Source organism: Streptomyces sp. NPDC060366, from assembly GCF_042725135.1.
Taxonomy (GTDB): domain Bacteria; phylum Actinomycetota; class Actinomycetes; order Streptomycetales; family Streptomycetaceae; genus Streptomyces.
Genome location: NZ_JBHXDC010000001.1, coordinates 489590 through 512939, shown reverse-complemented (window position 1 = coordinate 512939; position 23350 = coordinate 489590). Strand labels below are relative to the sequence as shown.

Annotated in this window: 21 protein-coding genes; 14 read left to right on the top strand and 7 right to left on the bottom strand. The window is 72.1% G+C overall.

The annotated features are described in order from the left end of the window. The first annotated feature begins 40 nt into the window (after positions 1-40). Together hydA and ACFWHU_RS02080 are read left to right on the top strand one after the other, a co-directional pair. Positions 41-1444 (top strand): dihydropyrimidinase, encoded by a 1404-nt coding sequence (gene hydA / locus ACFWHU_RS02085; protein WP_385799363.1) that lies wholly within the window; start codon positions 41-43, stop codon positions 1442-1444. A gap of 20 nt (positions 1445-1464) precedes the next feature. Continuing rightward, a complete protein-coding gene (locus ACFWHU_RS02080; RefSeq protein ID WP_387223276.1) occupies positions 1465-2463 on the top strand; it encodes a TIGR03842 family LLM class F420-dependent oxidoreductase in 999 nt (332 codons plus the stop codon). Between the two features lie 334 nt (positions 2464-2797). Here the strand turns inward: ACFWHU_RS02080 and ACFWHU_RS02075 are convergent, their stop codons facing one another. From ACFWHU_RS02075 to ACFWHU_RS02065, 3 genes are all read right to left on the bottom strand, one after another. Continuing rightward, a complete protein-coding gene (locus tag ACFWHU_RS02075) occupies positions 2798-3850 on the bottom strand; it encodes a biotin/lipoate A/B protein ligase family protein (protein WP_387223274.1) in 1053 nt (350 codons plus the stop codon). Positions 3851-3956: 106 nt separating this feature from the next. Further along, a complete protein-coding gene (locus ACFWHU_RS02070; protein WP_387223272.1) occupies positions 3957-4634 on the bottom strand; it encodes a permease prefix domain 1-containing protein in 678 nt (225 codons plus the stop codon). Beyond that, a complete protein-coding gene (locus tag ACFWHU_RS02065) occupies positions 4631-4981 on the bottom strand; it encodes a helix-turn-helix transcriptional regulator (RefSeq protein WP_359807211.1) in 351 nt (116 codons plus the stop codon). Before ACFWHU_RS02065 ends, ACFWHU_RS02070 begins: the two co-directional genes overlap by 4 nt. An 84-nt stretch (positions 4982-5065) precedes the next feature. Here ACFWHU_RS02065 and ACFWHU_RS02060 point away from each other — a divergent pair, with 84 nt between their 5' ends. The 6 genes from ACFWHU_RS02060 to ACFWHU_RS02035 all read left to right on the top strand — a co-directional run bounded on the left by ACFWHU_RS02060 (position 5066) and on the right by ACFWHU_RS02035 (position 12380). Next, positions 5066-5524 (top strand): DUF2269 family protein, encoded by a 459-nt coding sequence (locus tag ACFWHU_RS02060; protein WP_385799356.1) that lies wholly within the window; start codon positions 5066-5068, stop codon positions 5522-5524. A 232-nt stretch (positions 5525-5756) separates the two neighbouring features. Then, positions 5757-7568 carry a gamma-glutamyltransferase family protein gene (locus ACFWHU_RS02055; RefSeq protein ID WP_387223268.1) on the top strand — a complete coding sequence of 604 codons (1812 nt, stop codon included), beginning with the start codon at positions 5757-5759 and terminating at the stop codon, positions 7566-7568. Positions 7569-7658: 90 nt separating this feature from the next. Continuing rightward, on the top strand, positions 7659-8537 hold the full coding sequence (locus ACFWHU_RS02050) for an inositol monophosphatase family protein (protein ID WP_387223265.1): 879 nt from the start codon (positions 7659-7661) through the stop codon (positions 8535-8537). 109 nt (positions 8538-8646) lie between these two features. Beyond that, complete coding sequence (locus ACFWHU_RS02045) at positions 8647-10062, top strand: phytoene desaturase family protein (protein WP_385799350.1); 1416 nt, start codon at positions 8647-8649, stop codon at positions 10060-10062. Between the two features lie 298 nt (positions 10063-10360). Further along, positions 10361-11845 carry an AlkA N-terminal domain-containing protein gene (locus tag ACFWHU_RS02040; protein ID WP_385802030.1) on the top strand — a complete coding sequence of 495 codons (1485 nt, stop codon included), beginning with the start codon at positions 10361-10363 and terminating at the stop codon, positions 11843-11845. A 13-nt stretch (positions 11846-11858) separates the two neighbouring features. Next, complete coding sequence (locus ACFWHU_RS02035; protein WP_385802032.1) at positions 11859-12380, top strand: methylated-DNA--[protein]-cysteine S-methyltransferase; 522 nt, start codon at positions 11859-11861, stop codon at positions 12378-12380. A 45-nt stretch (positions 12381-12425) separates the two neighbouring features. Here the strand turns inward: ACFWHU_RS02035 and ACFWHU_RS02030 are convergent, their stop codons facing one another. The 3 genes from ACFWHU_RS02030 to ACFWHU_RS02020 form a co-directional block, all read right to left on the bottom strand. Next, positions 12426-13151: an NAD-dependent deacetylase gene (locus tag ACFWHU_RS02030; RefSeq protein ID WP_387223261.1), complete on the bottom strand. Its 726-nt coding sequence runs from the start codon at positions 13149-13151 to the stop codon at positions 12426-12428. 65 nt (positions 13152-13216) lie between these two features. After that, the gene (locus ACFWHU_RS02025; protein WP_387223258.1) at positions 13217-14572 is read right to left on the bottom strand and encodes a hypothetical protein; all 1356 of its coding nucleotides are present in this window, start codon (positions 14570-14572) and stop codon (positions 13217-13219) included. 179 nt (positions 14573-14751) lie between these two features. Continuing rightward, positions 14752-15252 (bottom strand): NUDIX domain-containing protein, encoded by a 501-nt coding sequence (locus ACFWHU_RS02020; RefSeq protein ID WP_387223255.1) that lies wholly within the window; start codon positions 15250-15252, stop codon positions 14752-14754. Between the two features lie 174 nt (positions 15253-15426). Between ACFWHU_RS02020 and ACFWHU_RS02015 the strand changes: the two genes are divergently transcribed. Then, positions 15427-16581: a glycerate kinase gene (locus ACFWHU_RS02015; protein WP_385802040.1), complete on the top strand. Its 1155-nt coding sequence runs from the start codon at positions 15427-15429 to the stop codon at positions 16579-16581. Positions 16582-16954: 373 nt separating this feature from the next. Here the strand turns inward: ACFWHU_RS02015 and ACFWHU_RS02010 are convergent, their stop codons facing one another. Continuing rightward, positions 16955-18154, bottom strand: a complete 1200-nt coding sequence (locus ACFWHU_RS02010; RefSeq protein WP_387223252.1) for a PucR family transcriptional regulator — start codon at positions 18152-18154, stop codon at positions 16955-16957. Positions 18155-18373: 219 nt separating this feature from the next. Here ACFWHU_RS02010 and ACFWHU_RS02005 point away from each other — a divergent pair, with 219 nt between their 5' ends. Genes ACFWHU_RS02005 through ACFWHU_RS01985 form a run of 5 tightly spaced genes read left to right on the top strand, consistent with a single transcriptional unit; the run spans position 18374 to position 23345 of the window. After that, on the top strand, positions 18374-19174 hold the full coding sequence (locus ACFWHU_RS02005; protein ID WP_385802044.1) for an ABC transporter ATP-binding protein: 801 nt from the start codon (positions 18374-18376) through the stop codon (positions 19172-19174). Next, positions 19171-20076 (top strand): ABC transporter ATP-binding protein, encoded by a 906-nt coding sequence (locus ACFWHU_RS02000; RefSeq protein ID WP_387223248.1) that lies wholly within the window; start codon positions 19171-19173, stop codon positions 20074-20076. Before ACFWHU_RS02005 ends, ACFWHU_RS02000 begins: the two co-directional genes overlap by 4 nt. Continuing rightward, complete coding sequence (locus tag ACFWHU_RS01995) at positions 20073-20963, top strand: branched-chain amino acid ABC transporter permease (protein ID WP_385802048.1); 891 nt, start codon at positions 20073-20075, stop codon at positions 20961-20963. The genes ACFWHU_RS02000 and ACFWHU_RS01995 overlap by 4 nt, the downstream gene beginning before the upstream one ends. Beyond that, complete coding sequence (locus ACFWHU_RS01990; protein ID WP_385802050.1) at positions 20956-22065, top strand: branched-chain amino acid ABC transporter permease; 1110 nt, start codon at positions 20956-20958, stop codon at positions 22063-22065. The genes ACFWHU_RS01995 and ACFWHU_RS01990 overlap by 8 nt, the downstream gene beginning before the upstream one ends. Then, positions 22062-23345, top strand: coding sequence for an ABC transporter substrate-binding protein (locus ACFWHU_RS01985; RefSeq protein WP_385802052.1), 1284 nt, complete (start codon positions 22062-22064; stop codon positions 23343-23345). The genes ACFWHU_RS01990 and ACFWHU_RS01985 overlap by 4 nt, the downstream gene beginning before the upstream one ends. The last annotated feature ends 5 nt before the right edge of the window (positions 23346-23350 follow it).

Below are 23350 nucleotides of genomic sequence, written 5' to 3'. Positions count from 1 at the left end.
CACGCACGTCCACTTTCCGTCCTGTCACGGAGGCCATGTCATGAGTAAACGCACGCTCGTCCGGGGCGGTCTGGTCATCACCGCCGCCGACGAGGTCCACGCCGATGTGCTGACCGAGGACGGCCGTATCGTCGCGCTCGCCGCCAACGGCTCCGACGTCGCGGCGAGTTGGACCGCGGACCGGGTCATCGACGCCACCGACAAGTACGTCATCCCCGGCGGTGTCGACGGCCATACGCACATGGAGATGCCGTTCGGCGGGACCTTCGCCGCCGACACCTTCGAGACCGGCACCCGCGCCGCCGCCTGGGGCGGCACCACCACCATCGTGGACTTCGCCATCCAGTCGCCCGGCCAGGCGCTGCGCGAAGGGCTCGACGCCTGGTACGCCAAGGCGGACGGCAACTGCGCCATCGACTACGGCTTCCACATGATCCTCGCCGACGTCAACGAGGACTCCCTCAAGGAGATGGACCTCCTCGTCCAGGAGGGCATCACCTCCTTCAAGCTGTTCATGGCCTACCCCGGCGTGTTCTACAGCGACGACGGCAAGATCCTGCGCGCCATGCAACGGGCCTCCCACAACGGGGGGTTGATCATGATGCACGCCGAGAACGGCATCGCGATCGACGTCCTCGTCGAGCAGGCCCTCGCCGCCGGACGCACCGACCCCCGCCACCACGGCGAGGTGCGCAAGGTGCTGCTGGAGGCCGAGGCGACACACCGCGCGATCCAGCTCGCCCGCGTCGCCGACGCTCCCCTGTACGTCGTGCACGTCTCCGCCGAGGAGGCCGTCGCGGAGCTGGCCGCCGCCCGCGACAAGGGACTTCCGGTCTTCGGCGAGACCTGCCCGCAGTACCTCTTCCTGTCCACCGACAATCTCGCGGAGCCGGACTTCGAGGGCGCCAAGTACGTCTGCTCGACCCCGCTGCGGCCCCGCGAACACCAGGCCGCCCTCTGGCGCGGACTGCGGACCAACGACCTCCAGGTCGTCTCCACCGACCACTGCCCGTTCTGCTTCAACGGGCAGAAGGAGATGGGCCGCGGCGACTTCTCCAAGATCCCCAACGGGCTGCCGGGCGTCGAGCACCGGATGGACCTTCTCCATCAGGCCGTCGTGGAAGGGCACATCACCCGGCGCCGCTGGATCGAGATCGCCTGCGCGAGCCCGGCCAGGATGTTCGGTCTGTATCCCAAGAAGGGCACCATCGCGCCGGGCGCCGACGCCGACATCGTCATCTACGACCCGCACGCCGAACAGACCTTGTCCGCCCGGACGCACCACATGGACGTCGACTACTCGGTGTACGAGGGCAAGCGGATCACCGGACAGGTCGAGACCGTGCTCTCCCGCGGCGAGGTCGTCATCGACGGCCGCAAGTACACCGGGCGCCCGGGGCACGGCAGTTACACCCCCCGCTCCACCTGTCAGTACCTCACCTGAAAGTTGGGAGTGGCCCCGCCATGGACTTCGGACTCGTCCTCCAGACCGACCCGCCCGCGTCGGCGGTCGTCGGCCTCATGCGGCGCGCCGAGCGCAACGGCTTCCGGTACGGCTGGACCTTCGACTCCGCCGTGCTCTGGCAGGAGCCGTTCGTCATCTACAGCCGCATCCTCGAACACACCACCAAACTGATCGTCGGGCCGATGGTCACCAACCCGGGCACCCGCACCTGGGAGGTGACCGCGTCCACCTTCGCCACGCTCAACGAGATGTACGGCAACCGCACCGTGTGCGGCATCGGCCGCGGCGACTCCGCGATGCGGGTCGCCGGCCGCGCGCCCAACACGCTCGCGCGGCTCGGCGAGGCCATCGACGTCATCCGTGAACTCGCGGAGGGGCGCGAGGCGTTGGTGGACGGCAGTCCGATCCGGCTGCCCTGGGTGCGGGACGGGAAGCTGCCGGTGTGGATGGCCGCGTACGGGCCGAAGGCCCTGGCCATGGCTGGCGCGAAGGCGGACGGCTTCATCCTCCAGCTCGCCGACCCCTATCTCACCGAGACCATGGTCAACGCTGTCCGTACGGCCGCGTCCGACGCCGGACGCGACCCGGACTCCGTCACCATCTGCGTCGCCGCCCCCGCCTATGTCGGCGACGACCTGGCGCACGCGCGCGACCAGTGCCGGTGGTTCGGCGGCATGGTCGGCAACCACGTCGCCGATCTGGTCAGCCGCTACGGCGAGCACTCCGACCTGGTGCCCGACGCCCTCACCACGTACATCAAACAGCGCGAGGGGTACGACTACAGCCACCACGGCCGCGCCGGGAACCCGTCCACGGACTTCGTCCCCGACGACATCGTGGACCGCTTCTGCCTGCTCGGCCCGGCCGAGGCGCACATCGAGAAGCTGAAGACGCTACAGGCCCTGGGCGTCGACCAGTTCGCCGTCTACAACATGCACGACGCGAAGGAGACGACGATCGACACGTACGGCTCCGAGATCATCCCGGCGCTCAACTGAGCCCCTGTCGGGGCGGCGGCCGGCTCGGTGACGTTACGCCGACTTTTCGACCGGGGCGGTGACGTCGCCGGTCACCGCCGCCTCGACCCGCTCCACCGCGCAGATCGCGCCGAACGCCACCGGATGCACCAGACAGTGATCGGTACGCGGCGGGATGAGCCACGCCGCCAGGTCCTCGTCAGTGACGCGGTACGGGGCGAGGACCGGGCACCGGACCGACCGGTATACGCGAGCGTGTTCGCCTACGAGTCGGGGCTGGTAGCACCGCGCGAGCGGCGGGGCTGAGGCCGGGGGAGGGGCCCCGCGCCCGGAGGTGGGCTCCGCCGGACAGTGCCTACGGCACCCGCGTCGTCCACTGCGCCGTGCCGAACTTCGTCTCGGCCAGCTCCTGCGCCCGTGCCATCTCCTCGTCGGTGACCTTGCCCTCCGTCAGGCCGTACCGCCCCCGGAAGGATCCGATCATCCGCTCGATGACCGCCTCGCGCGGCAGCCCCGTCTGGCGGCGCAGCGGATCCACCCGCTTCGCGGCGCTGCGTGTGCCCTTGTCGGAGAGCTTCTCCTTGCCGATGCGCAGGACTTCGAGCATCTTGGCCGCGTCGATGTCGTACGCCATCGTCACGTGGTGCAGTACGGCGCCGCCGCCCACCACCCGCTTCTGCGCGGCGCCCGCGATCTTGCCCGCCTCGGTGGCGATGTCGTTGAGCGGCTGGTACCAGGCCTTGACCCCCATGTCGCCCAGCGCGCCGAGCACCCAGTCGTCCAGATACGCGTAACTGTCGGCGAACGTCAGGCCCTGTACGAGGGCGTCGGGGACGGACAGCGAGTACGTGATGGTGTTGCCGGGCTCGATGAACATGGCGCCGCCGCCCGAGATCCGCCGTACGACCGTCACGCCGTGCCGCTCGGCGGCCTGCGGGTCGACCTCGTTGCGCAGCGACTGGAAGCTGCCGATCACCACGGCGGGGGAGGCCCATTCCCAGACCCTCAGCGTCGGCGCGCGGCGCCCCGCCGCGACCTCGTGCGTCAGGACCTCGTCCAGGGCCATGTGGAGCGCGGGCGCCTGCGGCTCCATGTGGATGAGCTGCCAGTCGTAGTCGGTCCAGTCGGTGGCGTGGGCCAGCGCACGCCGCACCGCGATGCCGATGCCGTCACTCGTCAGCCCGTACATCTGGGTGTCGGGCGGCAGCGCCGTCTGGATACGGGCGGCGAGAGAGGCCGCGTCGAGATCGGCGGGCGCGCCTTCGAGCGCCCGGTCGATGACATGGATCGCCTCGTCCGGCTCCAGGAAGAAGTCCCCGGAGACCCGGACATCACGCAGGACGCCGTCGCGCGCGTCCAGATCCACGACGACGAGCTTGCCGCCGGGCACCTTGTACTCACCGTGCACCGCTCCGCCTCCACCTCTTGTTGTCTGTGCGCTGCAACGCGGACGGGCGGGCGGATCATCCCGGACCGGTCCTCGGTGATCCACCCGCCCGTCCGCCCGTATCGCGCTACGCCACCGGCAGGCGCGCGCAGCGACGGCAGGCGCGGGCCGAGGAGGCCACCATGCCGTGCGAGAGGGCGGTGACCATGGCCGCGAGGGTGACCAGCGGCCAGTTCGTGGCCAGCGGTGACAGCACGGCCAGCGCGAGGGTGGCGACCACCATCGCCACACCCGCCGCCGTGCCTGCCCAGGCGACCGCCAGCGGCAGCCGCTCAGGGGTCCGCAGCCCGCGGGCCAGCGCGCCCGTGGCGGCCAGCGCCGCCGCGGCGAGCAGCGTGGCGACGGCCGCGACGGCCGCCAGCTGGACGGCGAGGAGCTGCGCCGTGTGGTGGAGCTGCCAGCCCTGCCCCGCGGTCCAGATGAGATGCCAGCAGGCGATCAGGAACGGGACGGTGAGGGTGACCGACAGGGCGGTCCGCCGGGTCTGCGCGATGGTCAACTCCCGCTGGCAGCTGGGCACCAGCTCCTCGGGGGTGCCGAACTCCCGCACCGCCAGGCGGGCGGCCTCGTCGTGGGGCAGCCCGTCGCGGGTGTGCGCCTCCACCGTGTCGGTGAGTCCGTCCCGTATCTCCTGGAGCATCCGGGACTTGGCCCGGACCGGGCCATGCAGCGCGGCGGACAGGGTCGCGACGTGGTCCGCGACCGGGTCGTCGGACGTGGTGCTCACGTCGTTCATGTCGTTCATGTCGCGGGCCTCGGCGCCGGGGCGGTGGCGGCCGGGTTCAGGACCGAGCCGATCGCCGTCGTGAACTCGCGCCACGCCGTCCGTTCGCTCTCCAGACTGCCGCGCCCGGCGTCGGTCAGCCGGTAGCAGCGCCGTCGCCGTTCGCCGACGGACTCCCAACTGCTGCCGAGCAGTCCGAGCCGCTCAAGCCTGTTCAGGGCCGGATAGATCGTGCCCGTACGGAGCTGGAGCGCGCCCTCGCTCCGCTCCTGGACCGCCGCGATGATCGCGTAGCCGTGCAGCGGGCCGGGTTCGAGCACGGCCAGCAACAGTCCGTCCAGGTGCCCACGCACCGCGTCTGTCTTCATGGGTAGCCAGCCTACCTATAGAACGCATTGGCGTGGTACCTATTGGCAGCCAACTTATCCAAGTGCTCTCCGAAGGGCCCCGCGGTGACCAAGCTGCTGCTGTCCATCCATGTCCTCGCCTCGATCCTGGTGGTCGGGCCGATCGCCGTCGCGGCGTCGATGTTCCCGCGCTACGCGCGCCGGACAGGGGAGGGCGGCGGCTCCTCCGGCGCCGCGGCGCTGCTCCACCGGATCTGCGCCGGGTACGCGATCGTCGGGGTCGCCGTACCGGTCTTCGGGATCGCCACCGGCGCGCAGCTCGGCGTCCTCACCGACGCCTGGCTCATCGTGTCGATCGTGCTGACGGCGATCGCCGCCGCGATCCTCGCGCTGGCGATTTTGCCCGGCCAGGAGAGCATGCTCGAGGCGTCGGAGAAGGGGGAGGGCGGTGACATGGCACGCGCAGCCGCCCGGCTGTCCGGGCTCACCGGCGCCTTCAATCTGCTCTGGGCGGTGGTCGTGGTGCTGATGATCGTGCGCCCCGGTTCCACGACCAGCGCCTGATCCGCTGCCCGAACTTCCGCCTGATCCGCCGTCCGGTCCGCGGCCTGATCCGCTGCCGGGTCCCCGCCGTTGGGTGCCTCGGGTCCGAGAACCCTTGCCGAGTAGCCTGCCGGAGGAGCGGACGGAGGGGGAGGGTCCGGGCTCGGGCCCCCTCCCCGGATTCTCCCCAGGAACCGTCCCGCGCGCCGACCGGTCCGGCCAGGCGCGAGGAAACAACGAGGTGAGAAGCCGTATGTTCACCACCCGCCCCACCCTCCAGGGCACCTTCGGCATGGTGTCCTCCACCCACTGGCTCGCCTCCCAGTCGGCGATGGCCGTCCTGGAGGACGGCGGAAACGCCTACGACGCTGCCGTGGCCGCCGGGTTCGTCCTGCACGTCGTGGAGCCGCACCTCAACGGGCCGGGCGGCGAGGTACCGATCATCCTCGCCCCCGCCGGCGGTGAGGTCCGGGTGCTCTGCGGCCAGGGACCCGCGCCCGCCGGGGCCACGGTCGAGCACTACCGGTCCCTCGGCCTCGAACTCGTCCCCGGCACCGGACCGCTCGCCGCGGCCGTGCCCGGCGCGTTCGACGCGTGGATGGTGCTGCTGCGCGACCACGGCACCAAATCCCTCGCGCAGGTGCTGCGTTACGCCATCGGCTACGCCGAGGACGGCCACGCGCCCGTCGAGCGGGTCGGCCAGACCGTGGAGAGCGTCCGCGAGCTGTTCGAGACCGAGTGGACCTCGTCGGCCGACGTCTACCTGCCCGGCGGCCGGGCCCCCGCCCCCGGAGAGCTGTTCCGCAACCCCGCCCTGGCCGCCACCTGGCGCCGGCTGACGGCCGAGGCCGAGGAGGCGGGCGGCGACGACCGCGTCGCGCAGATCGAGGCCGCGCGCTCCTTCTGGCGCACGGGATTCATCGCCGACGCGCTGATACGCCAGTCCGACCGCCCCACCCTCGACACCAGCGGCTCCCACCACACCGGCACCCTCACGGCCGCCGACCTGGCCGCCTGGTCCGCGACGTACGAGGCGCCCGCGACGTACGACTGGAACGGCTGGACCCTCTGCAAGGCCGCCGGCTGGAGCCAGGGGCCCGCCTTCCTCCAGCAGCTCGCCCTCCTGCCGCCCGTGCCCGAGCTTCCGGCGTACGGCTCCGCGGAGTACGTCCACCTCCTTACGGAGGGCTGCAAGCTGGCCATGGCCGACCGCGAGGCCTGGTACGGCGACGCCGCCGACGTACCGCTCGGCACGCTGCTCTCGGAGCCGTACAACACGGCACGTCGCGCCCTGATCGGGGAGAAGGCCTCCTACGAACTGCGGCCCGGCAGCCCCGACGGACGCACGCCCCTCCTCAGCGCCCACGCCACCGCCGTCGCCGCCGGAGAGGCCGACTTCGACGCCCTCGGCGTACCGGCGGCGGGCGCGGGCGAGCCGACCGTCGCCCGGAACGGCGCGACCCGCGGCGACACCTGCCACCTCGACGTCGTGGACCGCTGGGGCAACATGATCGCCGCGACGCCGAGCGGCGGCTGGCTCCAGTCCAACCCCGTCGTGCCCGAACTCGGCTTCCCGCTCGGCACCCGCCTCCAGATGGCCTGGCTGGAGCACGGGCTGCCCAACTCCCTCATGCCGGGTCGCAGGCCGCGCACCACGCTCACACCCTCCGTCGCCCTGCGTGACGGCACACCCGTCCTGGCCTTCGGCACCCCCGGTGGCGACCAGCAGGATCAGTGGCAGCTGCACTTCTTCCTGGCCGTCGCGCTGCGCCCGCGCGTATGCGGCGGACTCGACCTCCAGGGCGCGATCGACGCGCCCAACTGGCACAACGACAGCTTCCCCGGCTCCTTCTATCCGCGCGGGATGCGGCCGGGCAGCGTCACCGTGGAGCCCGCCATGGACGCGGCCGTCGTGGAAGGACTGCGCGGCCGGGGCCACGACGTCACCGTCGGCGAGCCCTGGTCGGAGGGGCGGCTCTGCGCGGTCGCCAGGGACCCGCGGACGGGAGTGCTGTCCGCCGCGGCCAACCCGCGCGGTATGCAGGGGTACGCGGTGGGCCGGTAGCCGCCACGTGGTGGCCGGACGCCCAGCGGCCATCGAGCCGTCATCTCCGCTCCCACCTGCGTTGTCACCCCTCTGTGGTTCTCTTGAGGCATGATCGATGACTTCCTGAACGGTGACCTTTCCGCTGTCGAGGCGGCGGTGCGCGATGCCGCCGCCGCCGAGATCATGCCGCGCTACCGGCAGCTCGCCGCCCACGAGATCGTCGAGAAGTCCGGCCCGCACGACCTGGTGACGAGTGCCGACCGGGGCGCCGAGGAGCACCTGACCGCAGCCCTCACGGCGCTGCTGCCCGGCTCGGTGGTGGTCGGCGAGGAGGCGGTGCACGCCGACCCGGCCGTGTACGGGGCGCTGAGCGGCGACGCGCCCGTGTGGATAGTCGACCCCGTCGACGGCACCCGCCAGTTCGTCCGGGGCGAGCCCGGTTTCTGCATGCTCGTCGCGCTCGCCCTGGGCGGTGAGGTGCTGGCCTCCTGGACGTACGCGCCCGCGACGGACGAGATGGCGACCGCGGTACGGGGCCGGGGCGCCCTGCTGGACGGTGTCCCGCTGCGCTGCGGCTCCCCCGCGCCCGACGCGGTGCTCGACGTCGCGACGTCCCACCCGGACTACACGACGCCCGAGGAGAAGCGGGCGCTGCTGGGCGTCCGGAGCGCCGACGACATCGCCGCGCGGCCGTGCGGATCGGCGGGGCTGGAGTATCTGGACATCGCGCGCGGCGCGCTCGACGCCGTCGCCTTCAGCTGGGAGCTGGCCTGGGACCACGCGGCGGGCCTGCTGCTGGTGACGGAGGCGGGCGGCGCGCAGACGACGCTCACGGGCGAGCCGTTCCGGATCACGGGAGGCAACGCGCTGCCGTTCACGGCGGCGCGGGACGCGACGACCGCGCGGCGGGTGCGGGAGCGTCTGCTGGCGGGCGCACCGGCGGAGGCCGAGGCCGAGGCGGGGGCCGGAGCGGGTCCGGGAGCCTGACGGGCCTGGTGGCCCGTGGATCGGGCCGCATCCGTCGCCCCGCCGACGGCTTGTCAGCGGCCAGGAATATCCTGGTTCCTCTGCCATCGGCTGACGAAGGAGTCCGAAGGTGCCGTCGATGCTCGATGCCGTCGTCGTGGGGGCGGGACCCAACGGGCTGACCGCCGCGGTCGAGCTGGCCCGGCGTGGATTCTCCGTCGCCGTGTTCGAGGCCTGTGACACCGTGGGCGGGGGAGCGAGGACCGAGGAGCTGACGCTGCCCGGCTTCCGTCACGACCCGTGTTCCGCCGTGCACCCCCTGGGCGTCGGCTCGCCCGCGTTCAACGACATGCCCCTCGGGCGGTTCGGCCTGGAGTGGCTGCACCCCGAGCTGCCCATGGCCCACCCCTGGGACGACGGCACGGCCGCCGTGCTGTCCCGTTCCGTCGCCGAGACCGCCGCCTCCTTCGGGCCGCGCGACGCGGGTGCGTACCGCCGGCTCCTCGCCCCCTTCCTCGGTAAGTGGGACGACTTCGCACGGGACTTCATGGCGCTGCCCCCCAGGGGCCTGCCGCACGACACCCTCACGCTCGCGCGCTTCGGGCTCGCCGGGATCCCGTCGGCGAACGTGCTGATGAGGCGCTTCAAGGACGAGAAGGCCAAGGGCCTGTTCGCCGGTCTCGTCGCCCATGTCATCGCCCCGTTGAGCGGGATCGCCACCGGCGGGGTCGGGCTGATGTTCGCGCTCGCCGCGCACGAGAACGGCTGGCCGCTGCCGCGCGGCGGCTCCCAGTCCATCTCGGACGCGCTCGCCGACTATCTGCGCGACCTCGGCGGCACGGTCCACACCGGATTCGAGGTCAAGAGGCTCGACGACCTGCCCCCGGCGCGCGCGTACGTCTTCGACACCACGCCGACCGCGCTCGCCCGTATCGCGGGCCTCGGCAGGGTGTACGACTCGTACAAGTACGGCCCCGCCGTGTTCAAGATCGACTACGCGCTGGACGGGCCCGTGCCCTGGACGGCGGAGGCCGCGCGCCGGGCCGGCACCGTCCAGGTGGGGCCCACGAAGGGGGAGATCAGCACCGCGCTGAACCTGGCGTACGGCGGCAGCGCCCCGGCGACGCCGTTCCTGATCACCGCCCAGCCCAGCCTGGTGGACCCCTCACGCGCCCCCGAGGGCAAGCATGTCTTCTGGGCGTACGGCCATGTCCCGCACGCCTGGGACGGCGACCTGACCGACGCGATAGAGCGGCAGATCGAGCGTTTCGCGCCGGGCTTCCGGGACCGTGTCCTGGCCCGCGCGACCGCCGGCCCGCCGGAGCTGGCCGCCCGCAACGCCAACTACGTGGGCGGGGACATCGCCAGCGGCTCCGTAGCGGGTCTGCGACTGCTGGTGCGTCCCAAGCTCTCCCTGTCGCCGTACAGCACCCCGCACCCGGCGGTCTTCATCTGCTCGTCCTCGACCCCGCCGGGGCCGGGCGTGCACGGCATGTCGGGCCAGAACGCGGCGAAGGCGGTGTGGCGCAAGCTGCGGGCGGGCTGACAGCGTCGGCGCCCAGCCCGCAGCCCGAGCCGATGCTCGGCGGGCGCGGCCCGTGCGAGACGCCCTGCGCGATGATGCCGGTCCCTCGGCGGCATGGTGCCCTCGCTGCTCGTCGGAGTGGCTGCTTCGTCCTCAATCGCCGGACGGGCTGCAAATGCAGCCTGTCCGGCGATTGAGGACGAAGCGCGGCCCACGGGCCGTGCAATCCAGATCGGGGGCTGCCACGAGTCCTGGCAGCGTGAGGTTGATGTCGGATTTCCGCCAGCCTCACCAACCCCGTGTGACCGATGCTTGACGCATGCACACCGACACCGAGCGCTGCTTGCGTGCCGTCCGGTCCAAGGACGCGCGATTCGACGGATGGTTCTTCACGGCCGTCCTGACCACCGGTATCTACTGCCGTCCCAGCTGCCCGGTCGTGCCCCCCAAGGCCGAGAACATGGTCTTCCACCCGAGCGCGGCCTCCTGTCAGCAGGCCGGATTCCGCGCCTGCAAGCGCTGCCGGCCCGACACCAGCCCCGGCTCGCCCGAGTGGAACGCCCGCGCCGACTCCGTCGCCCGCGCCATGCGGCTCATCCATGACGGGATCGTCGACCGTGAAGGCGTCACGGGCCTCGCCGGGCGGCTCGGCTACTCGCAGCGGCAGATCGAACGGCAGCTGCTCGCCGAGCTCGGCGCCGGGCCGCTCGCCCTGGCCCGCGCCCAGCGGGCCCAGACCGCGCGGCTGCTCATCGAGACGACCACCCTGCCGATGGCCGAGGTCGCCTTCGCCGCCGGCTTCTCCTCGATCCGCACCTTCAACGACACCGTCCGCGAGGTGTTCGCGCTCGCCCCGACCGAGCTGCGCGCACGCGGCGCCCGGCGGTCGGACGCCGCCGCCCCCGGACCCCGGACACCCGGCGTGATCAGCCTGCGGCTGCCCTTCCGCGCACCGCTGACCCCCGACAACCTCTTCGGCCACCTGGCGGCGACGGCGGTCCCGGGCGTCGAGGAGTGGCGGGACGGCGCGTACCGGCGCACGCTCCGTCTTCCGTACGGACACGGCATCGTGGCCCTCACGCCGCGCCCCGACCACATCGGCTGCCGGCTCGCGTTGACCGACCCGCGCGATCTCACCGTCGCCATCAGCCGCTGCCGCCGCATGCTCGACCTGGACGCCGACCCGGTTGCCGTGGACGAGCAGCTGCGCACCGATCCGCTGCTGGCCCCGCTGGTCGACAAGGCGCCCGGCCGCCGGGTGCCGGGCACCGTCGACGCCGCCGAGTTCGCCGTACGCGCGGTGCTCGGCCAGCAGGTCTCGACCGCCGCCGCGCGCACGCACGCCGCCCGTCTCGTCACGGCGTACGGCACACCCGTGGACGATCCCGAGGGCGGTCTCACCCATCTCTTCCCCACGACCGACGCGCTGGCCGCGCTGGACCCGGAATCCCTCGCGCTGCCGCGCAGCCGCCGCACCACGCTCACGACCCTGCTCGCCGCGCTGGCCGACGGCACGCTTCCGCTCGGTACGGACAGCGACTGGGACGAGGCCAGGGCGCGGCTCCACGCGCTCCCCGGTTTCGGCCCCTGGACCGTCGAGGTGATCGCGATGCGCGCGCTCGGCGACCCGGACGCCTTCCTGCCGGGCGACCTCGGTGTCCGGCGGTCCGCGCAGGCACTGGGCCTGCCGTCGACACCCGCCGCGCTCACCGCGCGCGCCGCCGCCTGGCGGCCCTGGCGCGCGTACGCCGTGCAGTACCTCTGGGCCACCGAGGACCACGCCATCAACATCCTTCCCGCATAAAGGAGTTCACCGCATGACCAGATCACACACCGTGATCGACAGCCCGTACGGGCCGCTGACCCTCGTGGCGACCGAGGGGGTGCTGAGCGCCCTCTACATGACCGAGCAGCGCCACCGCCCGCCGCAGGAGACGTTCGGCGAGGTGGACGCGCGCCCGTTCGGCATCGTGATCGACCAGCTCGACGAGTACTTCGCGGGCGAGCGGACCGAGTTCGACGTGCCGCTGCGGCTGAACGGAACGCCGTTCCAGCGCGGCGTCTGGGAGCAACTGCTGGCGATCCCGTACGGCGAGACCCGGTCGTACGGCCAACTGGCCGACGCCCTGGGCAAGTCGGGGGCGTCGCGCGCGGTCGGACTGGCCAACGGCAAGAACCCGGTGGGCATCATCGTGCCGTGCCACCGGGTGATCGGTTCGACGGGCAGCCTCACCGGATACGGCGGCGGACTGGACCGCAAGCAGCGCCTGCTGGCCTTCGAGGGCGCGGGGCGCGTGGGTACGGAGCCGGGGACGGGCGCGGCGGGCACGCTGTTCTGACCCGGCGGCCGGCCCCGCCCGTTCCTGTCCCCGCCGCCGTCCCCTTCAGCTCGCGTGGAACCGCGTCAGCAGCGTGGGCAGGGCCGTACCGATCGGCTCGCGGATGATCTCGTCGGCCTGCTCGTCGTACGGCGTCGGCTCGGCGTTCATCACGATGAGCCGTGCGCCGTGCTCGGCCGCGATCCCCGCCAGTGAGGCGGCGGGCTGCACCTGGAGGGTCGACCCCACTGCGATGAAGACATCGCACGCCTTGGTGATCGACACCGCCTGCCCGAGGACCTGCGGGTCGAGCCGTTCGCCGAACATCACCGTCGCCGACTTGAGGACGGCGCCGCACACGGTGCACGGCGGATCGTCCTCGCCCGCCTCGACGCGGGACAGCGCCTCCTCCATGGAGGACCGTGCCCCGCACCCTGTGCAGACCACCGCCCGCGCCGTGCCGTGCAGTTCGAGCACCTTGCGGGCGGGGGTCCCGGCGAGCTGGTGGAGACCGTCGACGTTCTGCGTGATCACCCGGACCGCGCCGTCGCCCACCCGGTCGAGCTCGGCGACGGCACGGTGCGCGACGTTCGGCTCGGCGCGGAAGGTCGGGCTGTCACGGCGCATCCGCCAGGAGCGGCGGCGGATCTCCGGGTCGTTCATGTACGAGTCGTACGTCACCAGCTTCTCGGCCGCGGGGTCACGCCGCCACACGCCGTTGGGCCCGCGGTAGTCGGGAATGCCGGAGTCCGTGGAGATCCCGGCGCCGCTGAAAATCGCGACGAGAGTCATGCCGCGAGGGTATGCGGCGGAGCCGGGGACGGGCGACCCGATTGCTGTCCGACGGCCGATGCCTGCTAGCGGAGGTTGTCGAGGTGACCCGGGTGGGGCGCGTGGCCGGCGTAGTCGGACGGCTCGGTGACGCTGTCGGAGAGGACAGTGGCGACCGGGGAGAAGGGGGTGGGGGTGCTGCCGGTCCAGTGGTTCATAACGGCCTTGCCCGTCTGCTTGGTGACGCCGTCCTCCACGACCGTGCCGGCCTCGGCGAGGTAGTAGCGGCCGTCGTCGAGCGACACGAGCCCGTACTGACCGGTCGACTCCCAGCCGTGGATGCCGGACGGCGGGTGGTGGAGCCCCCGCGCCAGGAGCGGCAGCAGCCGCCCGCGCTCCGGTGTCGGCTGGCCGCTGACGGGTCCCGTGACCGGGCGCTTCGAGCCGTCGAGCACGAAGAGCGAGTAGTTCGGGAACTGCGTCTTGGTGCCCTTGTACGCGGCCAGCAGCCAGTTGCCGGTGTGCGCGTCGTAGTCGAGGTTCTGGACGCCGTAGGTGGTGTTGCCGGTGTAGCTGAAGTACTTGCCGTCAGGCGATCCGGGGCCACTGGTGTGCGGGTCGGCCTCGGTGAGCGGGCGCTCGTACTTCTTCCACCGCCGGATGTCGTACTGGAGCAGCACCTGGTTGTCGTTGTCCTGCCGGGTGGTGTTGGCGTAGACGCCGTACGCGACGGTGAGCAGCTGCGTACGCGCCGGGCCCAGCCCGTCTTCGCGGGGCTTGTCGTCGAAGGCGGGGCCGAACGCGACGCCGTCGATGCCGCTGCATCCGTAGCGGTGGTCGGCGGTCTTGGCGGTGTTGCCGTCGAAGACGCCGTTGCCGTCCATGTCGGCCGTGTAGTCCTCCACGACCTCCTTCAGATGGACGGTGGAGACGACATCGGTCGTCTGGGCGTCCATGTCCATCTCGGTGATGCGGTCACCGTCGAAGATAGCGATGTAGAAGGCCTCCGCCGCCTTGTACTCCAGGGAGCCGTAGACCCTGCCGTCCTTGGTGTTGAAGTCCAGGTCCCCGAGGTGCCCGGTGAAGCCGGTGACCGAGCCGACCGGCTTGCCCGTCAGGTCGGTCTTGACGAGGAGGTTGGTGAACGAGAAGTACACGAAGCCCTTGCGGCGGTCGACGGCCATGCCCTGGACATGACCGGACTTCCAGGCGCCGCCGTCCACGGTCGCCGGGAGCTCGGGGAACTTGAGGGGCTCGGGGGGCTTGGGGAGTTTGGGAGGCTTGGGTGCGCCGCGCCCGGGGCCGGTGCCTGTCGCCGGCGTGAAGGCCGCGTCCGCCGCGTCCGCCGCTTCCGTCGTCTCCGCCGACGCGGTCACCGCGCCCGCCGCCACAACCGCCGTGGTGAGCACGGCTGTCAGCCAGCCGCGAATCTGCCGTCGCATGTTCCCTCCGGTGTCCTGGGCCTGGGATTCTGGATCATGCAGGGCGCGCGTGCACGGCGAGCCAACGCGATATGAACCGACGTCAACCGCGGTCGGACGGTAGTGCGGCGCGTACATGACATATGAGAGCAGCTCGTGCCGCACCCGTCACCACCGCGCGCGTCGGTGACCCGCCCCGGTCACCCGACCCGGAGGCCGTTCTCCAACTCCACGGCGCCCGTGCCGGCTTCGAGCACGTCGAGCCCCGCGAGGACGCGGCCACCGAGCGAGCCGATCATCAACTCGGGGATCCTGGCGCGGTCCACCAGCCGCCAGGAGAGCAACTCCTCGTGCTGGAGCCGGATATCGCCGAGCCGCTCCTCGTCCAGCACGCCGCCGTCGTACAGATACGCGGCGATGGGCGGCCGGTCCGGCGCCTGCGACCAGTCCACCACCAGCAGCCGCCCCAACTCGACGTCCAGCCCGATCTCTTCGAGCGTCTCGCGGCGCGCGGCCTGCCGTGGCGTCTCGCCCTCGTCCGACTCGACGGTCCCGCCGGGCAGCGCCCAGCCCGGTCGGTAGCCGGGCTCGACGATCAGCACCCGCCCCTCCCGGTCCCGGAAGAGCACGGCGGCACCGGCGAGCACGCGGGGGAGCCCGGCGATGTAGGTGAGGTAGTCGGCATCGCGAGAGGTCGTCACGCGGAAAGCCTAGATCAGAGGCCCCCTTCGGGCGCTGTGACCGCACTCATGTCTATGGAAGGTTTGTCAGCCTTTTCGCGCTCCGTCGGCGTGCGGTGCCCATGGGCAGGAAGCCGCGGGGCCGGATAGGGTCGGTGCGGCGCGACTGCCTGTTCGAAAGCAAAGGATGACAAGGTGACGGACGGAGCAGTAACCGAGGCCGCGCACGTGCTCGTCGCGGCGGACAAGTTCAAGGGCTCGCTCACCGCCGTGGAGGTCGCCGAGCGGGTGACGGCCGGGCTGCGCCTGGTCGCCCCCGAGGTGACGGTCGAGGCGCTGCCCGTCGCGGACGGCGGTGACGGCACCGTGGCCGCGGCCGTGGCGGCGGGGTTCGAACGGCGTGAGGTACGGGTCACCGGCCCGCTCGGTGAGGAACTGACCGCGGCGTACGCGCTGCGCGACGGCACGGCAGTCGTGGAGATGGCCGAGGCGTCGGGCCTCCAGCACCTCCCGAAGGGCGTCTTCGCACCACTCACGGCCGGTACGTACGGCTCCGGCGAACTGCTGCGCGCCGCGCTCGACGCGGGCGCGCGCACCATCGTGTTCGGCGTCGGCGGCAGCGCCACGACGGACGGCGGCGCGGGCATGCTGGCGGCGCTCGGCGGGCGCTTCCTGGACGCCGGCGGGCAGCCGGTGGGGCCGGGAGGCGGCGGGCTGCGCGATCTCGCGACGGTGGATCTGTCCGGGCTCGATCCCCGTATCGCCGACACGGACATCGTCCTCGCCAGCGACGTCGACAACCCGCTGACCGGGCCGAAGGGCGCGGCGGCGATCTACGGCCCGCAGAAGGGCGCCTCCCCCGAGGACGTCGACGCGCTCGACGCGGCTCTCGCGCACTACGCGCGCGTCCTGGAGAAGACCGTCGGGGCCGGGGCGGCCGAGCACGCGCTCTCGCCCGGTGCCGGCGCCGCGGGCGGTATCGGCTACGGCGCCCTCGTCGGGCTCGCCGCGAGCTTCCGGCCCGGTATCGAGGTCATGCTCGACGTGCTGGGCTTCGGCCCCGCGCTGTCCCGCGCGACGCTCGTCATCACCGGCGAGGGGTCCCTGGACGAACAGACGCTGCACGGCAAGGCCCCGGCGGGCGTGGCGGCGGCGGCCCGCGCGCGGGGCATCGAGGTGATCGCGGTCTGCGGCCGTCTGGCGCTGCCCGCGGAGGCGCTCGGCCGCGCGGGGATCCGCCGCGCGTACGCCCTGACGGACCTGGAGCCGGACCCGGCGCGCTGCATGGCGGAGGCGGGGCCGCTGCTGGAACGCATGTCGACGGGTATCGCCCGCGACTTCCTGACGTGACGCTGCGGGCCCGTCCGCCGTGGGGGGGCTCGTCACCGGGGTCGCCCGCCCGCAGGCCGGGCTCGTCCTCAATCGCCGGACGGGCTGAAGATTGCCCCGACACGTGAGGTTGTCGTCGATCGCCGGACGGGCTCGAAATGCGGCTCGCCGCACCGGGTTTGTCCTCGATCGCGGACGGCTCGAAAGTGCCCGCCGCGCGGGTCGGGCTCGTCCTCAATCGCCGGACGGGCTTGAGATTGCCCCGCCACGCAGAGGTGTCCTCGATCGCCGGACGGGCTTGGCATGCGGCCCGCCGCAACGGGGTTGGGGTTACCGCCGGGCAGGGGCGAATCAAGCCCGTCCGGCGATTGAGGACACAACCAACCAGCCACCCTCACCCCGGCGTCAGGCGGAACGCGTCGAGGGCCAGGGTCATTTCGATCAGGTCCCGGGGGCGGGACAGGGAGCGCGATGTCAGTTGTTCCAGGCGGCGCAGGCGGTTGAAGACCGTGTTGCGGTGGCAGTACAGACGCGTCGCCGCGCGGCCCGCCGAACCCCCGTACTCCAGCCACGCGTCCAGCGTCTCCAGCAGCACCGCCCGGTCCGCCGGGTCCAGGTCGAGCAGCGGGCCGAACACGTCGGCGATCAGACGCGCCGCCAGTTCCGGCTGGCTGACCACCAGCGCAGTCGGGAGGCGTTCGTCCAGCCGGACGATGCTCTGCGAGTCCGGCGGGAGCGTACGCAGCGCCGTCTCGGCCAGCCGGCGCGCCTGGCCCAGGCCCGACAGGCTGTCCACGACCGGGCTGATACCGCCCGGCCCCTGGCAGGGCCGCACCAGCTCCGCCGTCAGCTCCGCGAGACCCGCCTCGCCGTCCAACGCGACGACCGCGATCTCGCAGTCCGTCCGCATCCGCCAGAAGAAGCGCATCCCCTCCGCCACGGCCAGACGCCGGAACGGCTCCCGCCCGTCCCGTCGCTCCACCCGGAGGACCACCACCGCGTAACGCCCCTGCTCCGGCAGGTCGAGACCGGCCGCCGCTCGCGCCGCGAGGCCCGGCGTCGAGCGGCCCTCCAGCAGCGCGTCGAGCAGGGCCTGCACCCGCTCGTCGCTGCGCCGTCGCATCGACTGCTCCGTGCTGCGGTACGCCTCCGCGACCGTCGTCGCCTGCCGGTCGACGCCCGCCCACATGTGGGACGCCGTGTGCAGGAGCATCGGTAAGTCGTCGGGGTCCTCCTCGCCGACGATCCGCAGCAGTTCGTCCCACACCAGATAGCCGGCGTGCCGGTACGCGTGCAGGAGCAGATCGAGCGCCAGACCCTGCTCCGCCCGCTGCCGGCCCAGCTGTTCCGCGTACGTCAGATCGCGGCGCGGCGCCGTACGCGGGGCCGCGATCGCCTCGATCCCGTACCGCATCGCCTCGTTGATCTGCCGCCAGTGCTCGTCGCGCGGCACGGCCGCGTCGAACTGCGCTGAGTGGAGCGTGAGTTCGTCCATCAACTGGTCGGTCAGCGCCGGTACGCGCTCCAGCAGTACCCGGGACGCGGTCACCAGGACCGACCACTCACGATCAGTGCGCGCTCTGCGGCCACCCATGGCTGGTGAGGATGCCACCGGGAGGCGCGGTGCGACAGCCCTTGTGCGCGTGCACAATCCGGCCGCCGCACCGCTGGTCATCGGCAGCGATTCGGCTCCACGCCGTGGACGGTGCCCCGGCCCGGTGCTGAGGTGTGCCTCCACGGCATGTCAGGACATCCGAATCAGCCGAGTCCGACGACATCCGAAGAACGCCCGGCGCAACGCAGAGGAGAATGCATGGCCGCGCTCGAAGTGCGTGCCCTGTCCGTCGGTTACGGCCCGGTACGCGCCCTGCACGAGGTGTCTCTCGACGTACCGTCCGGCGGGATCACCGCGGTGCTCGGCGGCAACGGCGCGGGCAAGTCCACGTTGCTGAGAGCCATTTCCCGCACCCTCGGCTTCCACCGGGGCACGGCGGGCGGCGGCACCGTCCACTTCGACGGCCGGCCCCTCGGCGGGCTGAGCGCCGCCGGTGTCGTCGCGGCCGGTGTCGTCCAAGTCCCGGAAGGGCGGCAGGTGTTCGCCCGAATGACGGTCGCCGACAACCTCCGGGCCGGCGCACTCGGCGCATCAGGTGGCCGCAAGCGGTACGCGGCGTCCCTCGCCGAGGTGCACGAACTGTTTCCCGTGCTCGCGGACCGCGCGGGCCAGCGCGCCGGACTGCTCTCCGGCGGCGAACAGCAGATGCTCGCACTCGGCCGTGGCCTGATGGCACGCCCCCGGCTGCTCCTCCTGGACGAACCGTCCCTCGGGCTCGCCCCCCTCATGGCCGCCCGGATCGGCGAGACGATCCAGCAGATCAACGCAAGGGGCACGGCCGTCCTGCTGGTCGAGCAGAACGCGGCCATGGCGCTGCGGCTGGCGTCCCGCGCGTACGTCCTGGAGGTCGGCGAGGTCACGCTCGAAGGGGACGCCGCCGAACTGGCCTCCTCCGACGAGGTGCGCCGCCGCTATCTCGGAGTCGTCGACGAGACGGCCGCCGAGGACGCGGGCCTGGCCCAGGACTCCGCGCCGGTGCTGCGGAGGTGGAGCGCGTGACGGACTCCGAGAAAAGGCCGGCCGCCCCGGCGGGCCGCACATCGGCCGGACATCCCGAACGGACGGTCGGGCACACCTCCGGCCACCGGGGCGTCCCCGCCGAAAGCCCGGCCCTCACCGTCACCGACGTCACCGTCCGGTTCGCCGGACTCACCGCGCTCGACGCCGTCTCCTTCACCGTCGAACCCGGCAGCGTCCATGCCGTCATCGGCCCCAACGGGGCGGGCAAGTCCACCTGCTTCAACGTCCTGTCCGGCGTCTACCGCGCCACCTCCGGCAGCGTCCGCCTCGGCACGGCCGAACTCACCGGGCTCGCCCCGCACCGTATCGCCGCGCTCGGCGTCGCCCGCACCTTCCAGAACCTCGCGCTCCCGCCGCACGCGACCGTCGCCGACAGCATGCTGCTCGGCCGCCACCGCCTCACCCGCGCCGGCTTCCTCGCCACCGGGCTCCGTCTGCCGTCCGCCGCCCGCGAGGCCCGCGAACACCGGGCCAGGGTCGGCGAGATCGCCGAGTTCGTGGGGCTGGCCGACGATCTGGACCGGCCGGCGGGAGCCCTCCCGTACGGCAAACAGAAGCTCGTCGAGCTGGGCCGCGCCCTGTGCATGGAGCCCACGGTGCTGCTCCTGGACGAACCCGTCGCCGGGATGACCGCCGACGAACGGCGCCGTACGGCCGCCGTCGTGGCCGGCGTACGCGACAGCCTCGGCATCTCGATCGTGCTGGTCGAACACGACATGGGGGTGGTGATGCGGCTCGCCGACGCCGTGACCGTACTCGACTTCGGACGCCGGATCGCCGGCGGTACGCCCGCCCAGGTGCAGAGCGATCCGGCCGTCGTCCGCGCCTACCTCGGCGAGAGCGCCGGGAACAACCCTGCCAACGAGGAGGCCACGTCATGACCACCTTCGTCGAACTCCTCCTCGGCGGACTCTCCATGGGTTCCGTCTACGCCCTCATCGCCCTCGGCTTCGTCGTCATCTTCAAGGCCACCGAAGTGGTCAACTTCGCCCACGCCTCGCTCCTCCTCGCGGGCGGCTACGTCACCGCCGTACTCCACGACGACATCGGCTTCTGGCCCGCGCTCGCCGTCGGCATCGCGGGCGCCGCCGTCGTCGGATCGGCCGTCGAGTACACCGTCATGCGCCGCTACCGGGGCTCCGACCACAGCGTCCTCGCCATAGTCACCATCGGCGTCGACATCCTCCTCACCACCGAACTCACCCGCCGCATCGGCACCGACGTCCTGGCGCTCGGCGACCCCTGGGGCGACAAACTCCTCACCGTCGGGGACATCACCATCGCCCAGACCCGCGTCGCGGCCTTCGTCGCGGCGGCGCTGCTGATCACCGCGTTCCTGCTCGCCTTCCGCTACACCACCTGGGGCGTCGCGATGCGCGCGGCGGCGGAGAACCCGCAGACCGCCGCGCTCATGGGCGTACGCCTCGGCCGGGTCTCGCTCTCCGCCTGGGCGGTCGCGGGCTCGCTCGCCGCCGTCGCCGCGCTCTTCCTCACCGTCTTCCCGACCCCCGGCCTCGAACGCGCCACCTCCCTCGCCGCGCTCAAGGCCTTCCCCGCCGCGATACTCGGCGGCCTCGACTCCACGACCGGAGCGCTCGCCGGGGGACTCATCGTCGGCGTCACGGAGTCCTTCGCCACCGGATACCAGAGCGATCTGACCTTCCTCGGGCGCGGCTTCGGCGACCTCGCGCCGTATCTCGTGATGGTCGTGGTGCTGCTCGTCCGGCCCGCGGGGCTCTTCGGTACGAAGGAGCTCGCCCGTGTCTGACACGACGGAAGCACCGGTCACGGCGCGCTCACGCGCCCTCGTCCGCCACCCCCGCGCCTACGCCTGGCTCGCCGGTTCCCTCCTGCTCCTCGCCCTGCCCTTCTACCTCGACCGTTTCTGGCTCCAGGCCGGACTCTTCGCCATGGCCGCCGCCATCGGCGCCATCGGCCTCAACCTCCTCACCGGCGCCACCGGACAGCTCTCCATGGGCCACTCCTTCTTCCTCGCCGTCGGCGCCTACGGCTACTGCGTCCTCGCGGGCGAGAGCGGCGAGGAGAACGGCCGGCAGCTCACCGGACTCGGCCTGCCGACCTGGCTCGCGGTCGTACTGGCCGTACTCCTCGCGGGCGCGGCGGGCGGCATCTTCAGCCCCATCGCCGGTCGGCTGCGCGGCGCCTACCTGGGCATCGCGACCCTGGCCCTGATCTTCATCGGGCAGCACGTCCTGTTCAACGCGGGAGGTCTGACCGGAGGGTTCAACGGCCGCGACGTCCCCGTGCTCTCCCTCTTCGGTTTCGCCTTCGACGACACCGAGGTCGTGATCGCCGCCGTCCCCTTCGGGGCGTCGGAGAAGCTCTGGTACGCGGGCCTGTTCGCCCTCCTCGTCGGCGGGCTCTTCGCGCGCGGCGTGCTGCGCGGCAGGCCCGGCCGGGCCATGAACGCGATCCGAGACCACCGCATCGCCGCGGGCGTGATGGGCGTGCCGGTCGCCCGCTACCGGGCCGCCGTGTTCGTCCTGTCCTCCATGTACGCGGGGCTGGCCGGGGTACTGATCGCGCTGATCTTCCAGCGGACCGTGCCCGACTACTTCGGCATGATCCTCGCCCTCGAATACCTCGCCATGATCGTCATCGGCGGTCTGGGCACGGTCGCCGGCGCGGTCGTCGGCGCGGCCTTCGTCGCCCTGCTGCCACAACTCCTCACCCACTACAGCGACTCGCTCCCGCTGGTCGCCGACCCGGGCTCGGGCGGCGTCACACCGGGCGAGGCGTCCCGCTATCTGTACGGCGCCGCGATCGTCGCGGTGGTCCTGTTCCTGCCCGGCGGACTCACCCGCCTGTCAGTTCCGATGGTTCGACGGCTCTCACGGGAGAAGACATGAAGCGACGCGCACGTCACACGAACGCACCGAGGGCCGGCGCGGCGCTGCTGGTCGTGCTCGCCCTCGCGCTCGCCGGGTGCAGCGGCAAGGCCACCGAGGGCGACGACAAGGCCGACGGCGGGGGCGCCGGAGGAGTGAAGACCGGGGAGGGCGTCAGCGACAAGACGATCTCGCTCGGTGTGCTCACCGACATGACCGGTGTCTACGCCTCGCTCGGCAAGAGCGTCACCCAGGCCCAGCAGCTGTGGGCGGACCAGACGAACAAGGCGGGCGGTATCTGCGGCCGCACGATCGAGCTGACGGTGCGCGACCACGGCTACGACCCGCAGAAGGCCGTCGCCGCCTACACGGAGCTGGAGCCGGACGTGCTCGGCTTCGCCCAGTTCATCGGCTCGCCGTTCGTCGCCGCCGTCGAGAAGCGGATCGACGGGCAGGACAAGGGCCTCGTACTGCCGCAGGCCTGGTCGGCCAATCTGCTCGGCAGCCCGTACGTACGGGTCGTCGGCGCCACGTACGACATCGAGACCATCAACGCCATCGACTACCTCCTCACCCAGAAGCGCATCACCAAGGGCGACAAGATCGGTCATGTCTACTTCGAGGGCGACTACGGCGAGAACGCGCTCGTCGGCTCCGAGTACGCGGCCGAACAGGCGGGTCTCACCGTCGTCGAGCAGAAGATCAAGCCGACCGACAACGACATGTCCGCGCAGGTCGCCGCGCTCAAGAAGGCCGGTGTCAAGGCGATCGTGATCAGCGCCGGACCGCGCCAGGCGGCCTCATTGGTGGGTGTGGCCGCGGCCGGCGGATTCAATGTGCCGGTCGTCGGCAACAACTCGGCGTTCGCGCCGCAGCTCCTCGCCACGGCGGCGGGCCCGGCGCTGATGAAGGACTACTACATCGCCTCCTCCACCCTGCCCATCGGCTCCGACGAGCCGGCGCCGAAGAAGCTCGCCACCGAGTACGCGGCGGCCTACCCGGACGACGGCCTCGACAACGGCGTCGTCTCCGGTTACACGGCCGCGACGCTCTACGGCGAGCTGCTGAAGACGGCGTGCGAGAAGAAGGACCTCACCAGGGCGGGCATCGACAAGGCGCTCCTCGGGCTCGACGCGTTCTCCACCGGTTTCGGGATCACGCACGACTTCTCGGACCCGGCGGCGCCCTCCACCCGGCAGTCCGTGATCATGAAGCCGGACTCGAAGGTGCCCGGTGGTCTGAAGGTCGTCCAGGAGGCGCAGGTCGCGAAGCCCGCGGAGTCGTTCACCTTCGGCGGGTAACCGGT

Excerpts from the sequence above, each read along its gene's own strand:
- hydA (WP_385799363.1), top strand. The coding sequence starts at position 41 with ATGAGTAAACGCACGCTCGTCCGGGGCGGTCTGGTCATCACCGCCGCC.
- ACFWHU_RS02080 (WP_387223276.1), top strand. The coding sequence starts at position 1,465 with ATGGACTTCGGACTCGTCCTCCAGACCGACCCGCCCGCGTCGGCGGTC.
- ACFWHU_RS02070 (WP_387223272.1), bottom strand. The coding sequence starts at position 4,634 with ATGAACGACATGAACGACGTGAGCACCACGTCCGACGACCCGGTCGCG.
- ACFWHU_RS02065 (WP_359807211.1), bottom strand. The coding sequence starts at position 4,981 with ATGAAGACAGACGCGGTGCGTGGGCACCTGGACGGACTGTTGCTGGCC.
- ACFWHU_RS02055 (WP_387223268.1), top strand. The coding sequence starts at position 5,757 with ATGTTCACCACCCGCCCCACCCTCCAGGGCACCTTCGGCATGGTGTCC.
- ACFWHU_RS02050 (WP_387223265.1), top strand. The coding sequence starts at position 7,659 with ATGATCGATGACTTCCTGAACGGTGACCTTTCCGCTGTCGAGGCGGCG.
- ACFWHU_RS02040 (WP_385802030.1), top strand. The coding sequence starts at position 10,361 with ATGCACACCGACACCGAGCGCTGCTTGCGTGCCGTCCGGTCCAAGGAC.
- ACFWHU_RS02035 (WP_385802032.1), top strand. The coding sequence starts at position 11,859 with ATGACCAGATCACACACCGTGATCGACAGCCCGTACGGGCCGCTGACC.
- ACFWHU_RS02030 (WP_387223261.1), bottom strand. The coding sequence starts at position 13,151 with ATGACTCTCGTCGCGATTTTCAGCGGCGCCGGGATCTCCACGGACTCC.
- ACFWHU_RS02025 (WP_387223258.1), bottom strand. The coding sequence starts at position 14,572 with ATGCGACGGCAGATTCGCGGCTGGCTGACAGCCGTGCTCACCACGGCG.
- ACFWHU_RS02010 (WP_387223252.1), bottom strand. The coding sequence starts at position 18,154 with ATGGGTGGCCGCAGAGCGCGCACTGATCGTGAGTGGTCGGTCCTGGTG.
- ACFWHU_RS02005 (WP_385802044.1), top strand. The coding sequence starts at position 18,374 with ATGGCCGCGCTCGAAGTGCGTGCCCTGTCCGTCGGTTACGGCCCGGTA.
- ACFWHU_RS01995 (WP_385802048.1), top strand. The coding sequence starts at position 20,073 with ATGACCACCTTCGTCGAACTCCTCCTCGGCGGACTCTCCATGGGTTCC.
- ACFWHU_RS01985 (WP_385802052.1), top strand. The coding sequence starts at position 22,062 with ATGAAGCGACGCGCACGTCACACGAACGCACCGAGGGCCGGCGCGGCG.